Source organism: Micromonospora sp. LOL_024 (assembly GCF_048060415.1).
In the GTDB taxonomy this organism is placed as follows: domain Bacteria; phylum Actinomycetota; class Actinomycetes; order Mycobacteriales; family Micromonosporaceae; genus Micromonospora.
This window is the reverse complement of sequence record NZ_JBHMIS010000026.1, coordinates 43,763-57,164: the sequence shown is the minus strand read 5'-3', so window position 1 is coordinate 57,164 and position 13,402 is coordinate 43,763. Positions and strand designations below refer to the sequence as shown.

Below are 13,402 nucleotides of genomic sequence, written 5' to 3'. Positions count from 1 at the left end.
GCCGATACCGGGATAATTACCCGATCGGTGGACTAAAACGGGCGATGTGGCGGTTTCGGTGCGGCACACGGCGGCCCACCTGTACGCCTGTCAGGGTGACTCGACCGCACCGATGCGGAACTTGTGGACCTCGGCGCCGACGAGCGCCACCTGCTGCTCCGGCTCCGGGCCGGAGCCACGGAACTCCAGCAGCTGCTCGTCGGACTCCCACCGCTCGTAGACGTTGATCCGGGCCGGCTCGATCAGGTCCGCGCTGATGGCGAAGTCGAGACAGCCAGGCGCTTCCCTGGCCTGCCGCACGATCTCGGCACAGGTGGCCAAATAGTCGTCCCGCTCCGCCGGGTCGACGTAGAGCGTGCCGGCGACGATCAACACTGCGTACCTCCGAGAATCAGGGGATCTGACACGCCAGTCATACTCCCCCGGTCTGACGCTCCGCGCTCGCCGATCGACCTCAGGCGCGGTTGATCGCGTTGGCGTGGATCGCCTCGGCCAGGTACTCGGCCAGCCCCGGCGCCATCGCCTCGTAGTGCGCGGTGAACCGCTCGTCGGCCAGGTACATGTCGGCCAACCCGGTGTGGATCTCGTACGAGCACTCGTAGAACCAACGGCTTATCTGCTGGCGGTGTTCCTCTGCCAACTCCCTGGCCGCCGGCCCGTCCGCGGGCGCGCCCGAGGTCAGCAGCGCGATCATCCGCCGCCCCCAGTCCTCGTTCTCGCCCTTGATCCGCAGCCAGTCCTGCTTGGTGTAGCTCGATGCCCGCCGGTTCGACTCCTGGTACGCGTCGGTGCCGCCCCAGCGCTGCTCCGCCTCCTCGGCGTGTGCCTCCGGCTCGAAGTCACCGAACACCTCGAAGCGTTCCTGCGGGGTCAGGTTGATGTTCAACTTGCTCGCCTCCATTGCGAACTCGATCGCCGCGACCATCTCCTGCAGGCGCTTGATCCACACCGTCAGCAGTTCATGCTGCCGGCGCAGGTGGGCACCGGGGTCGCTCGCCGGGTCACTGAGGATCGCGGCGATCTCTTCCAACGGGAACCCCAGCTCGCGGTAGTACCGGATCAGCTGCAGCCGCTCCAGATCCGGCTCGGAGTAGCGGCGGTATCCCGCACCGCTGCGCCCGCTCGGCGTCAGCAGCCCGATCTCGTCGTAGTGGTGCAGCGCCCGCACTGTCACACCGGCGAGCCTGGCCACCTGACCAACGGTGTAGGCCATGGTTCCCTCCCTTCCTGGGAACCAGGCTCCCGCCTGCCGCTACGTGAGGGTCAAGCCCGATTCTGGGACGTCGGTCACCCTCGACGGGGCGGACTTCGCCAGGACACCACGCAACTCGGCGAGCGCGGTCGGGCGGCCGTACCGGTACCCCTGTCCCTGCAGGCAGCCGATCGCGGCTACCGCGTCGTGCTGCCGTTCGGTCTCCACCCCCTCGGCCACCACGCCCAGGTCGAACGCGCCGGCCAGCCGATTCACCATCTCCACCGTCGCGTACGCCCGGGTGTCCTCGGAGATCCGGGCCACGAACGACCGGTCGATCTTCAGCTCGGTCGCCGGGATCCGGTGCAGGTAGCTCAACGACGAGTACCCGGTGCCGAAGTCGTCGATGGCGATCCGGATGCCCAACTCCCGTAGCTGGCCCAGCCGGTCCAGCACCGCGTCGCTGCCCTCGATCAGGGCCGACTCGGTCAGCTCCAGGGTCAGCGCCCGCGGCGCCAGCCCAGCCCCCGCAGTGGCCTCGGTGACGGTGGCGATCAGGTCGGGCCGGCGCAGGTGCGCCGCGGCGATGTTCACCGCCACCGTCGCCGACGGACCCCGGTCCTGCCAGGTGGCCGCCGCCCGGCACGCCTCGTGGATCACCCATCGGTCGATCGGCAGGATCAGCCCGGTCTCCTCGGCCAGCGGCAGGAACCGCGCCGGACTGAGCAAGCCCAGCCGGGGATGCCGCCACCGCACCAGCGCCTCCGCGCTGCGTACCACCCCGGTGGCCAGATCCACGATCGGCTGGAACTCCAGGTGCAGTTGCTCCTCGTCGACCGCCCTCCGCAGGTCGGCGATCAGCTCCGCCCGGCTGACCGCCGACTCCCGCAGCGCCTGCGTGCTCCGCCGGTACGCGGACTTGCCGGCCGCCTTCGCCGCGTACATGGCGATGTCGGCGTCGCGCAGCAGATCCGTGTGCGAAAGGTGCTGCGGCCCGTACTCGGCGATACCGATGCTGGCCGACGGGTGCACCCCGACCAACTCCTCGCCGGGTGACGGTTGCAGCGCCGCCAGCAGCCGCTCGGCCAGCCGCTCCGGCATAGCCGGCCGTCCACCGGTGACCAGCACGGCGAACTCGTCGCCGCCGATCCGGGCGATCATTGCGTCGTCGCCGACCGCCCGGCGCATCCGCCGGGACAGACCGGACAACAACGTGTCACCGGTGGTGTGCCCGAACCGGTCGTTGACCTGCTTGAACCCGTCCAGGTCGAGCAGCAGCACCGCTACTCGGTTCGCTCCCCGCAGGGCGCCGCGCAGGCGACGGATGAACGCCAGCCGGTTCGGCAGCCCGGTGAGCTGGTCGACGTAGGCGAGCTGTCGCAGCCGGGCCACCAGCCGCAGATTCTCGTTCGCCGCCAGCCCCTGGCGCAGGGCCAGCGTCGCCAACAGTGCCATCATCGCCAGGAATACCGGCAGCGGGGTGTGACCGCTGGCGTCGCGGGCCAGCATGGTCGCCGCGATCGCCCCGCCCACCGGCAGGTAGGGCAGCACCACCCGCCACCACGGCGGCAGCGGGGCGTCGACGGCCTCCTCGGCACTGTCGTCGTACGGCGGCGGCATCCGGGTCGCCACCATGATCAGCAGGTAGCTCAGCGGCCAGAGCACGTCGAACGGGGTGCCCGGCTGGTAGGTGCCGGCGACCACCAGCGACACGTACACCGAGTCGGCGATCGCGCGTACCGTCAGGCTCACCCCGAGCAGCGCCATCGGCCGCCCTGCCGGCCGACCCGGGCCGATCACCGCGATCAGGATGGTGAGCTGCATCAGGTCGAACATCGGGTGGAGCAGGCCAGCGGTGCGCAGCGGCTCGTCGGAATCCGTCATCATCAGGTAACGGAAGGTCAGCAACCAACCGATCGGAATCAGCGCCAGCCCGACGATCACTCCGTCGAGCAGGGTCCGCAGCCGGCCGACCGTGGTACGCGGGGCGGTGACCCAGCAGAACAGGGCACCGGTGCCGGTCAGCAGGCTGGCTGCGAAGATCAGTCCGATCGGCAACAGGTGCGGCAGGCCCTCACCGAGCAGCCGCTGCGACGTCCACAGTGCCCGCCCGGCCAACGACAGCGCCATGGTGGCCGCCAACAACAGCCAGAACCGCCGCAGGGGCACCGGCTGCCGGCGGGCGGCCCCGACGCAGGCCACCCCGGCCCAGCCCGCCACGGTGATCGCGCCCAGGTCGCCGACCAGGGCGCCGGCGGGCAAACCCAGCACCAGCCACAGTGCCTCGATCGCGACGACGGCACCGGCGCCCACCAACCCCACCCGACCGGCCCGGTCCTTGCGGGGCGACCGCGCGGCAGCCTGTCCGATATCCCTTCGCGACACAGCGATCGCTCCGGCTCTCTCTCGTGGTACACCCTCGGCGGCGAGGATCGGCCCTGGAAAACTTGAAAGCCTAGCCACGCGGGCTACCGCACCGCCAGATCCGGCGGCTTCCGTCCACAACCTGACGGTCGATCCGCATCAGATGCCGGGACAGGGCCGGCAGCCGTCGCTCAGGTCCATTCCTCGTCGGGCTCCGGCTCAGCATTGACGGCACCACCAGCCGTACCGCTGAGACCACTGCCGGTCGTCTGCCTCGCGGTGGGTGGGCCGCCGTGCGTCCACGGGGTCTCCTCCACCGCCGGGAACGCCCCGCCGGGCACATAAGCCTCGCTGAGCGTGGTGTAGCAGAGCCGCTGCCCCACCTCCGGCACACTGCCCGGAGTGGCCCTCAGCCCGCGTCCCATGCCACCGGACAGCTCCAGCACCACCTCGACCGTCCCGTCGGCCCCCGGGGTCGCGAAGACCACCCGCGCCTTCTGCCCGGGCCGGGTCGGGCTGGACAGGCTCGCACCGACCGGCACCAGCACCGCCTCGGTGGTCACCAGCTGGATTCGCGGGCGCAACACGGGCCGCCGGCCGGTGTCATCCACCCGGGCCGGGTCGGCCCGGACCACCTCGCCGACGAACGCCTGCCCGGTCAGCCGGTGCTCCGCCATCACCAGTGGATCGTCGTAGGCGCGCTGCACCGCGTAGCTCTCCGCTGCCCGCTCCAGGCGGTGCAGGCGGGTGGCGGCGGCCACCGCGCCGTCGCGGCGCGGCTGGGGCACGCCGTCATCGTCGAGATGCTCCGCGTGCGCGGTGAAGGCGTCCCGGTCGCCGTCCCACCGCCCGGCCACCCGGGCCCCCGGCTCCAGTGCCCGCAACAGTCCCAGGCCGCGCCACATCAGCTCCCAGGTGGGCGTCAGCTGGTCCCGCAGCAACCTTTCCAACTGGGTGTACGCCGCGACGCGCGCCGTCTCGTCGTCGGCGGCGGCGTACGCCTCGATGGCCGGGGCGAGTAGCCGGTTGTCGAACTCGGGGTCGGTGGCCGGGCCGGCCGGCGGGCAGGCCGACGGGTCCTCGGCCCGGGCCGCCGCCTCGGCGCCGGACACTCCGGCCGGCGGGGCGATCCAGCTCAGCAGCGCCGGCAGGTGCAGGTCCTCCACGTCGCTCTGCCCGGTCGCCCAGTGCAGCGTCAGCGCCTGCGTCATCGCCACCAGCGCCGACGAGCCGGGGTGCTCGGCCCGTTCGGCGAAGAAGGTCAGCCAGCGGCCCAGCAGCGGCACGTGTGGCGGTACCGGGTACTCGCCGTCGGCCCGGCGGAACCGGGTGGAGCGGCCCAGCAGTCGCAGGAACGTCACCCCCGCAGGGTTCGGCACCAGCAGTTGCGGCGCGTCGAGGTGGCGGTACCGCACGTCCCGGCCCCGGTCGACGGAGATCGCCTCGGTGCCGGTGCGATGCGCGTCCACGTAGGGCAGCAGGATGGCGGCCAGCTCGGCGGCGAAGGCGAGACGCTGGTCCCGGTTGCGGGGCTGCGGCACGGTCAGCAGCCGGCCCTCGCCGGGTGCCGACCCGACCATCGCGGCGAGCGGGGCGTTCGCCTCGCCGGCCATCGCCAGCGGAATCAGCACCAGGGGCCGCCTCGACAGGTGCAGGTGCCGGACGGTGGCCACCGGTTGGGCCACACCGGCGGCAACGGCCTGCGCAGCCGCCAACGCCCGCAGCGTACTCATGACGTCGCCGTGAGGGCGTCGGCGCGTAGCCGGGCGGCGGCGCGCAGCAGGGCGGCGGCCTCCTCCTGTTCCGGGTCGACGGCACGTTGCCCGCTGGCGAGCGCCAGTGCCTCGCCGAGGTCGGCCACCCCGCCGAGCGCCTCGCGGACCGGGCGTCCGAGGGCGCCGGTCTGCCCGCGCGCCTCGTGCCGGCAGAAGTACGCCAGCTCGCAGCTGGCCAGGCACTCCGGGGCGTAGCGGGCCGGCACCTGGGCCAGGGAGCCGGCCAGGGCCTCCGGGGCGACGGCGGGATCGGCGGTGAAGTCCGCCGGCACGTCGGTGAGCAACGTGTCCAGCCGGTCCATCCGGCCCAGTTGCCGGCGCACCACCAGCAACTGCTTGCGTACGTCGAGCAGGTGCGCCACCGGCTGGTTGGTGAAGTCGCGCGGGCAGACCAGCACCACCTCGGGCGACACCAGCTGCGGATCGCGGCCCTGCGCGGCGAGCAGCTCCCGCAGGGCCAGCACGTAGACGGCGGACTGCACCGCCGCGGCGGCCAGCTTCGCCGGGTCGGCCTGCCCGTCGATCACCGGAAACGATTTGATCTCCACGACGTGGTACCGACCGGCCAGCCGCGCGGCGACGAGGTCCGGCTCCAGGTGCACCCGCCGCCCGGCGACCTCGAGCCCGAGCATCGGGTGGTCGAACAGCGCCGCCGGCTCGTCGTGGCCGGCGGCGGTGGGCAGGGCCTCGGTCAGCAGGGCGGCCGAGCGTCGTGCCCGCCCGGCCGGTTCGTCGCCGTCGCCGAGATCCGTCCAGCTCGCCGCCGCCGGCACTGGTACGCCCAACCGCTCGGCGACCAGCCGCAGCAGCTCGACACCGCCGTCGGCCTTCACCTGTGCCTCGAACATGTTGCCCCGGGTGATGGCGAACCGGGACTGACCGAACCGGGCCGGGAAACCGACCCGCTCGGCCAGTAACGGCTTGTCCACCCCGGCGCCGTCGAGGACCGCCCGGCGGGCGCAGCCCGGGTTGCCGGTCAGGGCCGCGATCGTGCGGGCGTTGTGCCGTCGCGGGGGAACCCTACCCCGGATCGTGGCCAGTCGCTGCTCGCTGCTCGTCACGACACGCCACGATAGCCGCGCCGACGGCCCCCCGCCCGCGTCGACACCTTGTCCGGGCTCAGCCGGCCGTGCGCGCCATCTCCTTCGGCAGCCAGATCGGCTGCCAGTCGGACACCTCGTGGAAGCGCCGCAGTTCGGCCAGCCCGGAGACGATCCCGGACCAGGATGCGTAGGGCGGGTTCTGCTCGTCGAAGCCGCTCTGCACGAGGGTCAGCCTCGTCCGCCCCTCGGACTCGGTCAGCTCCCAGCTGGTGACGCCGGGTGGTCCCCAGTCGACGGAGATCCGGCGGCCCGGCTCAAGGTCGACCACCTTGGCCGCGTGGCCGCTCTCGAAGCCACCCATGGCGTACCGGCCGCCGACCCAGGGCTCGATGCCGATGGGGTAGCCGAACCAGGCGCTGGCCTGCTCGGAGTCGGTGAGCGACTCCCACACCTTGTCGGCTGGCGCCGCGATCGCCATCTCGCCCCGGAAGTCGGTGGCGGTGAAGTCGGTCTTCGGCAACAGCGGCCTGCCGGTCAGGTGAGCATCGAGATTGGCGATCGCGAGGGCCCAGTAGGTCTGAAGCACACCCCGGATGCTGGTGCCGTTGACCACGTCGGCGAAGTCGAAGTGGGTCTGCGACAGGGACAGCACGGTGGCGTCCGGTCCTTCCGGCCGCAGGTTGATCTGGGTGGTGGTCTCGACGCCGTCGAGCAGCCAGCCGATCCGCAGCCGGTTGTCGTCGGCGTGCAGCAGCCGTTGGTGCGGGGCGTCGCCCTCCGGCGTGTAGCGGCCCCAGAACTCGTACCGCTCGGGCAGGTCAACCTCGGCGTGCTCGGCCAGCCAGACACGCAGCTCGGCCGTGTCGGTCAGGGCTCGGCGGACCCGCGCGACGGGCGCGGCGAGTCGGACGGCCAGGATCATCGGTTCAGTCATTGTCGGTTCCCTTCGGGTAGCAGGCCACGGCGAGCTTGAAGGCGTCGCCTTCGGCGCCGCCGTAGCGGGAGAACAGGTCCTGCAGCGCGGACTGCAGGTCGTGCAGGAACTCCTGCCGGCGCTCGGCCGGCACCCGGATCTCACCGGAGACGCCGATCGAGGGCAGCTCCGGCGCGGTGCGGTCCAGTGCGGCGACGTCGGCCTGGACCTCCTCCATCAGATCCAGCAGGTAGCCCAGGCTCAGCTCGTCGCGGGCCCGGCGCAGGCCGATCCGCCCCACCAGTCGGGGCGAGAGCCAGTACGACCGGGCAGCCGCCTGGTAGATGCCCTCGGAGATGCCGCGGACCTTGCGCTGGTCGACCTGCTCGACCAGCGCGGCCGCGACGAGTTGCTTGACGTGGTAGTAGACGCGCTGCGGCTTCAGCAGCACCTCGGCCTGCTCGATCTGCTCCAGGTACAGGACATCCTTCATGGCAAAATTAGTTTCTACGTAAAAACTTGCTTGTTGATTGGGTCGACGAAGGCCGCGCCGGGAAATCCGACGCGGCCTTCGTCGACTCAGGTCAGGGCAGCCAGTCCGGCCGCAGCGGATAGCCGCTCACCGCGTCCAGCCCGTTGCGGGTCGACAGGACCTGATGCAGCTGGATACCGTTGCGCTCGAACGCCAGCCGCGAACCGGCCATGTACAGACCCCACACCCGGGCCGTGGCCATACCCACCTCGGCGACACAGAAATCCCAGTGCCGCACGAGGTTGCGGCACCAGGCGGCCAACGTCAACGCGTAGTGCTGGCGCAGGTTCTCCTCGTGGTGCACCTCCAGCCCCACGTCGTGGATCTCCCCAATCACCCGGCCCGGCCCGGCCAACTCCCCGTCCGGGAAGACGTACCGGTCGATGAACGCCCCCGAACGGTGCGGCGCCCGGTTGTCCGCCCTGGTGATGCAGTGATTCAGCAGCCGCCCCTCCGGGCGCAGCCGGTCCCGCAGGAAGCCGAAGTAGCTCGGATAGTTGCGCACCCCGACGTGCTCGGTCAGCCCGATCGAGGAGACCACGTCGAACTGCTCGCGCGGCGCGTCGCGGTAGTCCAGGTGCCGCACCTCGGCCAGCTCGGAGAGCCCCTCCCGCTCGATCGCCGCCTGCGCCCACTGCGCCTGCGCCCGGGACAACGTCACCCCGAGCGCCCGCACGCCGTACTCGCGGGCGGCGTGCCGGACCATGCCGCCCCAGCCGCAGCCCACGTCCAACAGCCGCATCCCCGACCGCAGCGCGAGCTTGCCGGCCACCAGGTCGTACTTGCTCGCCTGCGCCTGCTCCAGGGTGTCCTCCGGGCTGCGGAACACCGCGCAGGTGTACGTCATCGACGGGCCGAGCACCTTCTCGTAGAAGGCGTTCGACACGTCGTAGTGGTGCAGGACGGCGTTGCTGTCGCGGCTTCGCGAGTGCCGCAGGCCGCCCAGGATCCGCTTCCAGCGCGGGAGCGCCTCCTGCGGCGGCGCCGGTGGCGGCACCAGCCGCTCCCAGCCCAGTCCCCGGGCCAACGCCAGCCCGTCGGTCAGCGCGGGCGGTCGTACCCGCACATCCTTGAGCACCCGCAACGCCTCGTACGGATCGCCCGGGTGCACCCCCTCCAGGTCCAGGTCCCCGCTGACGTAGGCCCGCGCCATGCCCAGGTCACCCGGGGCGGTGATCAGGTACGACAATCCTCGCTCGGACCGGATCGACAGGGTGATCCCGGCGTCCGTCGGGCCGATGGCGCTGCCGTCGTACCCACGCACCCGGACCGGCAGCGGGCCTGCGGTCAGCGCCCGGACGATGTCCGCCACGGTCGGGCCGATCCGCCGGCCCCCCGGGGGCGGCGTGGCGGGAGCGCCGGCCGCTCCCTGGCTTCGGTCGGTGAGGCTCATGCTCGTGCTACCGCCTTCTCGTACAGTCCGGTCAGCCGATGCGCCGGGTCGTACCGGTCCCGGACGACACGCCACGTGTCGCCACCGTAGAGCCGGTCGAAGGAATCCCGGTCGTAGTACGCGTCGGAGTAGAGCGACTTGTGCCCGCCCGCCTCCGACACCGCGCGCTCGATCTCCCGGTTGACGTCACCGTCGGTGGCGCCCTCGGCGATCGGCACGCTCCCCCAGAACCCGATGTTGACGTAGTCCTGTCCCGGCCGCATCGGGTACAGCGGCCAGGACCGGGCCGATCCGGTGCCCGACTGCGCACGCAGCCGCAGCGGGCACAACCACACCGGTGTCATGCCCACCCGGCGGGCGAACCAGTGCAGGAACTCGGCGGTGCGCTCCAGCGGGACCTCCACATCCTGCACGACCCGCTCGCGGGCCGGCTGGCCGCGCCACCGGTCGATCCGGCCGGCCACCCGGTGCCGGTGCTCCAGGCGCACGATGCGGTGGTAGACGTCGCTGCGTCGCCACCGGGCCGGCCACAGCCGCCGCACCACGGGATGTTGCGCGCCGAAGGCGGCGGAGCACCAGAACCAGTCGGTGTCCCAGCGCCACAGGTAGTCGTGGATGCTCAACGCGTCGTGCTGCCGTCGGCGCAGCGAGCGATAGTAAATGTCCTGGCCGGTGTAGTCGGAGACCGAAGGCACGTCGTAGACGAAGGTCGCCAGCACCAGGTACGCCTCGTCGATGCCGAACATCACCCCGTCCATCGCGTCGACGCTCAGCCCGGCCCAGGACCCGGTGGCGGCGATCTCGGCGATCGCGCGGCTCAACCCGGCCAGGTCGCCGAAGCGCAGGTTGCGCAGCGCCACGTGACGGCGGACCGGTTGCAGCTCGATGCGCAGCCGGGTGGCGTAGCCGAGGCTCCCCAGCGAGTTGGGGAAGGCGGCGAACAGGTCGGCGTGCTCGCCCTGCGGGCCGACGGTGACCACGTCCCCGGAGCCGGTGAGCACGTCCATCTCGGTCACCGACTCGTGCGGCAGGCCGTTGCGGAACGAGGTCGACTCGATGCCCAGCCCGGTCACCGCCCCACCCAGGGTGATGGTGCGCAACTGCGGCACCACCAGCGGCATCAGGCCGTGCGCGAGAGTCGCGTCGACCAGCCGTTCGTAGGTGCACATGCCCTGCACGTCGGCGGTGCGGGCGACCGGGTCGACGCCCAGCACACCGCCGAGCCCGCTGACGTCGAGCCCGGTCAGCGGGGCGTTACGCGGGCGGAACAGGTTGGAGGTGCGCTTGGCCAGCCGCACTGGCAGATCAGGTGGCACCGCCGCGTACGACCGTCGCAACTGGGCCACCGCCAGGTCATGATCACGCACGGCGCGCATGGGATCACCTTACGCGTCACGGCTGCCCGCGTGGGGACGTCCTCCCGGGGGCGGCTGGCTGGCGCCGGCCGTCGTGGGACAGGATGCCCGCATGTCGGAAACCGATGGACCGGGCAACGTCTACGGCACCCGCCGGGCCGGACCACGCCGCGACCCGCTGCTGATCGCGGCGCTGGCGGTCGGGCTGGTCGGCGTACTGGCCGGGGTGCTGTTCGCCACCGGGGTGCTCGGCGGCGGCGACCCGGCACCGGCACCGACAGTGGCCGCGCCCAGCCCGCCACCGGCGCCGCCGAGCCCGACCGGAAGCGAGCCGCAGCCGAGCACCACATCAGCCGAGCCGAGCCGGTCGCCCACCCCGAGCGCCGCCCCGGACGCGATCTCCGGCCCAAAGGTGTTCCGTGGCGTCGGCTCGGGCCGGTGCCTCGGCCTCGACGGCGACGGCGAGAAGGCCGTCGCCAAGCTGGCCGAGTGCAGCGGCGGACCGGAGCAGCAGTGGGTGATCACCGCCTTCGGCCCGGAGACGGTGACGCTGACCAACGCCGCGCACAACCAGTGCCTCGACGTCGAGGGCGGCAGCGGCGACGACGGCGCCCGGTTGCAGCAGTTCGGCTGCCACGGCGAGGCCAACCAGCAGTGGCGGCTCCAGCAGGTCGACGGCGCGACCCTGGTGGTGGCGGCCCACAGCCGCAAGTGCGCCCAGGCCCGCGACGGTGGCGCCGAACCCGGCACCGACATCGTCCAGGCGCCCTGCGACGGCAACCCGGCCCAGCGTTGGGCCTTGCAGTAAGTCGGCAACCCGCCCCGTCCCGGACCGGCGTCCGGATGTGCTCACGGTCGGCGAGTCGGCTGTGCGAGCTACCTAGCGGCGACCTCGGCGGGCCCGCAGGTAGTCGCTCACCACGTACTCGCCGAGGTCGTCGGCGTCCGGTGTGAAGACCCGACCACCGCTGCGCCGGGCGACCGCGTCGACGAAGCGGCGCAGCCCCGGGTCGTCACCGAGCATGAACACGTTCAGCGTCGCACCGTACCGGCCGAGCCGGTCCACCTCCCTGATCGTCGCCTCGACGGTCTCCGGCAGCGACGGCCAGTGGAACACCGCCTCGCCGTCGTCCGGGTCGAGATGGGCGGTCGGTTCCCCGTCGGTCACCACCAGCACCACCGGCTCGGCGTCCGGGTGCCGACGCAGGTGCCGACCGGCCAGTCGCAACGCGTGCTGGAGATTGGTGCCCTGCGTCATGTCCGGCTCGACCGCGGCCAGCTCCTGCTGGGTCAGCGTCGCCGCCAGCCGGCCGAACCCGATGATCTGCAACGCGTCCTGCGGGAACCGGGTGGCCATCAGGTGGGCCAGGGCCAGCCCCGTCTGCTTCATCGGCCCCCACCGCCCCTGAGAGATCATTGAGTACGACAGGTCGACGCAGAGCGCCACCGCCGCCGACGCCCGCCGCTCGGTCTCGACGACCTCGAAGTCCTCCACAGCCAGCTGCACCGGCACACCCGGGCCAGCCCGGGAGACCGCCCGGGTCAGCGTCCGCACCACGTCCAGCGGCTGCTCGTCGCCGTACGACCAGGGTCGGGAGGCGCCGCTGACCTCACCGGCCGCCCCGGCCGAACGCAGGTCGTGCCGACCCCGTGGGCCGGCGGTCAGCTCGGCAAAGACCTGCCGCAGCGCGGTGCCGCCGAGCCGGCGCAACGCCTTCGGGCTCAACGTCAGGCCCTCGGCGTCACGGGTCACCCAGCCCTGTCGACGCAGCTCACGCTCCAGCTCCCGCAGCCGGCGCACGTCGTCGGCGGCGTCGCGGCCCAGCGTCCGGGCGACCACGTCGACGTCGATGTCGTCCAGCGTCGCCCCCGGATGCGCCTGGCCCAACTGGTCCAGCAGGTCGTCCAGCTCGGCGACCTCGTCGAGCGCCCCGGCCGCCTCGCCGTAACCGAGCGGCTGGCCGCCCTGCATCCGCTCGCCACGCCCCCAGGGCAGCTCGGGCCGCAGTGCCCGCAGGTTCCCCTCCAGCGCGGCCAGCTCACCGGCGAGCCGGTCACCGAGCGACTCGCGCATCAGGCCGGCCAGCTCGTCGCGCTGCCGTTCCGACAGCGAGTTCAGCAGCCGCTGGCCGGCCGCCGACCGCCGGGCGAGCAGGTCGATCAGCTCATCGACGTCGCGCGGCCGTTCCGGGAAGAACTCGCCGTGCCGGCGCATGAACTCGGCGAACGCGTCGGTGGTGTCCTCCGTGCGGGCGTGCCGGGCCAGCAGCGCGTTCAGGTCCCGCATCATCTCGGCCACCCGCTCCTGCACCGCCGGGTCGGCCGTCAGCCGCGCCGAGTCGCGCAGCCCGGCGAAGCGCTGGCCGAGCACGTCCTCCCGCAGCCCGTCGAGAATCCGCTGGTAGGTCTGCCGGGCCTCGTCGCTGGCCCACTGGTAGCCGGCGAGTTCCCGCACCGCCTGCGCCGTGGAGCGGGGCAGGCTGCCCAGCACCGTCTCGGCGAACCGGGCCGCCTCGTCCTGGCGGCCGGCCAACTCGTCCCGCTCTGCGGCCAGCGCCTGGTCGAGCAGGGCGCGAGCCCGGGTCACCGCGCCATCCAGGTCACCTCGACGCAGCGCCTCCCGCCGCAGCCGGCGGGCGCGGGCGGTGAGCCCGTCCAACCCACCCCGCCCCTGCGGGCCCCGGCGCAGCAGCTCCCGCAGCGCGTCGCGCAGGCTGCCGCCGGTCAGCACCTCCGCGCCGACCTGGTCGACGGCGGCCTGCACGTCGTACGGCGGGGCCAGCGGGTCGGGGCCGCCGTGCCACTGCCCGTACCGGAACCGGTCGCCGGCCATGC

General features: G+C 72.5%; 11 protein-coding genes. 1 reads left to right on the top strand and 10 read right to left on the bottom strand.

Features of this window, described 5'->3' with window-relative positions; translation table 11 throughout:
* Positions 1-90 precede the first annotated feature (90 nt).
* The 9 genes from ACFHWY_RS22105 to ACFHWY_RS22065 form a co-directional block, all read right to left on the bottom strand.
* Positions 91-375 (bottom strand): putative quinol monooxygenase, encoded by a 285-nt coding sequence (locus ACFHWY_RS22105; RefSeq protein ID WP_416582149.1) that lies wholly within the window; start codon positions 373-375, stop codon positions 91-93.
* Positions 376-454: 79 nt separating this feature from the next.
* Complete coding sequence (locus tag ACFHWY_RS22100; protein WP_416582148.1) at positions 455-1,213, bottom strand: MerR family transcriptional regulator; 759 nt, start codon at positions 1,211-1,213, stop codon at positions 455-457.
* A gap of 39 nt (positions 1,214-1,252) precedes the next feature.
* The gene (locus ACFHWY_RS22095; protein ID WP_416582147.1) at positions 1,253-3,577 is read right to left on the bottom strand and encodes a putative bifunctional diguanylate cyclase/phosphodiesterase; all 2,325 of its coding nucleotides are present in this window, start codon (positions 3,575-3,577) and stop codon (positions 1,253-1,255) included.
* A gap of 170 nt (positions 3,578-3,747) precedes the next feature.
* Positions 3,748-5,289: a hypothetical protein gene (locus ACFHWY_RS22090; protein ID WP_416582146.1), complete on the bottom strand. Its 1,542-nt coding sequence runs from the start codon at positions 5,287-5,289 to the stop codon at positions 3,748-3,750.
* Positions 5,286-6,392 carry a hypothetical protein gene (locus ACFHWY_RS22085; protein WP_416582145.1) on the bottom strand — a complete coding sequence of 369 codons (1,107 nt, stop codon included), beginning with the start codon at positions 6,390-6,392 and terminating at the stop codon, positions 5,286-5,288. The genes ACFHWY_RS22090 and ACFHWY_RS22085 overlap by 4 nt, the downstream gene beginning before the upstream one ends.
* Before the next feature lie 58 nt (positions 6,393-6,450).
* Positions 6,451-7,308, bottom strand: coding sequence for an SRPBCC family protein (locus ACFHWY_RS22080; protein ID WP_416582144.1), 858 nt, complete (start codon positions 7,306-7,308; stop codon positions 6,451-6,453).
* Complete coding sequence (locus ACFHWY_RS22075) at positions 7,301-7,780, bottom strand: ArsR family transcriptional regulator (protein WP_416582143.1); 480 nt, start codon at positions 7,778-7,780, stop codon at positions 7,301-7,303. The genes ACFHWY_RS22080 and ACFHWY_RS22075 overlap by 8 nt, the downstream gene beginning before the upstream one ends.
* Positions 7,781-7,871: 91 nt before the next feature.
* A complete protein-coding gene (locus ACFHWY_RS22070) occupies positions 7,872-9,212 on the bottom strand; it encodes a class I SAM-dependent methyltransferase (protein WP_416582142.1) in 1,341 nt (446 codons plus the stop codon).
* Positions 9,209-10,588, bottom strand: a complete 1,380-nt coding sequence (locus tag ACFHWY_RS22065; protein ID WP_416582141.1) for an FAD-binding oxidoreductase — start codon at positions 10,586-10,588, stop codon at positions 9,209-9,211. The genes ACFHWY_RS22070 and ACFHWY_RS22065 overlap by 4 nt, the downstream gene beginning before the upstream one ends.
* A 91-nt stretch (positions 10,589-10,679) precedes the next feature.
* Between ACFHWY_RS22065 and ACFHWY_RS22060 the strand changes: the two genes are divergently transcribed.
* The gene (locus tag ACFHWY_RS22060) at positions 10,680-11,375 is read left to right on the top strand and encodes an RICIN domain-containing protein (RefSeq protein ID WP_416582140.1); all 696 of its coding nucleotides are present in this window, start codon (positions 10,680-10,682) and stop codon (positions 11,373-11,375) included.
* A 72-nt stretch (positions 11,376-11,447) separates the two neighbouring features.
* Here the strand turns inward: ACFHWY_RS22060 and ACFHWY_RS22055 are convergent, their stop codons facing one another.
* A complete protein-coding gene (locus ACFHWY_RS22055) occupies positions 11,448-13,400 on the bottom strand; it encodes a vWA domain-containing protein (protein ID WP_416582139.1) in 1,953 nt (650 codons plus the stop codon).
* Positions 13,401-13,402 lie beyond the last annotated feature (2 nt).

Coding starts and splice junctions, on each gene's coding strand:
- ACFHWY_RS22100 (WP_416582148.1), bottom strand. CDS start 1,213: ATGGCCTACACCGTTGGTCAGGTGGCCAGGCTCGCCGGTGTGACAGTG.
- ACFHWY_RS22090 (WP_416582146.1), bottom strand. CDS start 5,289: ATGAGTACGCTGCGGGCGTTGGCGGCTGCGCAGGCCGTTGCCGCCGGT.
- ACFHWY_RS22080 (WP_416582144.1), bottom strand. CDS start 7,308: ATGACTGAACCGATGATCCTGGCCGTCCGACTCGCCGCGCCCGTCGCG.
- ACFHWY_RS22075 (WP_416582143.1), bottom strand. CDS start 7,780: ATGAAGGATGTCCTGTACCTGGAGCAGATCGAGCAGGCCGAGGTGCTG.
- ACFHWY_RS22070 (WP_416582142.1), bottom strand. CDS start 9,212: ATGAGCCTCACCGACCGAAGCCAGGGAGCGGCCGGCGCTCCCGCCACG.
- ACFHWY_RS22065 (WP_416582141.1), bottom strand. CDS start 10,588: ATGCGCGCCGTGCGTGATCATGACCTGGCGGTGGCCCAGTTGCGACGG.
- ACFHWY_RS22060 (WP_416582140.1), top strand. CDS start 10,680: ATGTCGGAAACCGATGGACCGGGCAACGTCTACGGCACCCGCCGGGCC.
- ACFHWY_RS22055 (WP_416582139.1), bottom strand. CDS start 13,400: ATGGCCGGCGACCGGTTCCGGTACGGGCAGTGGCACGGCGGCCCCGAC.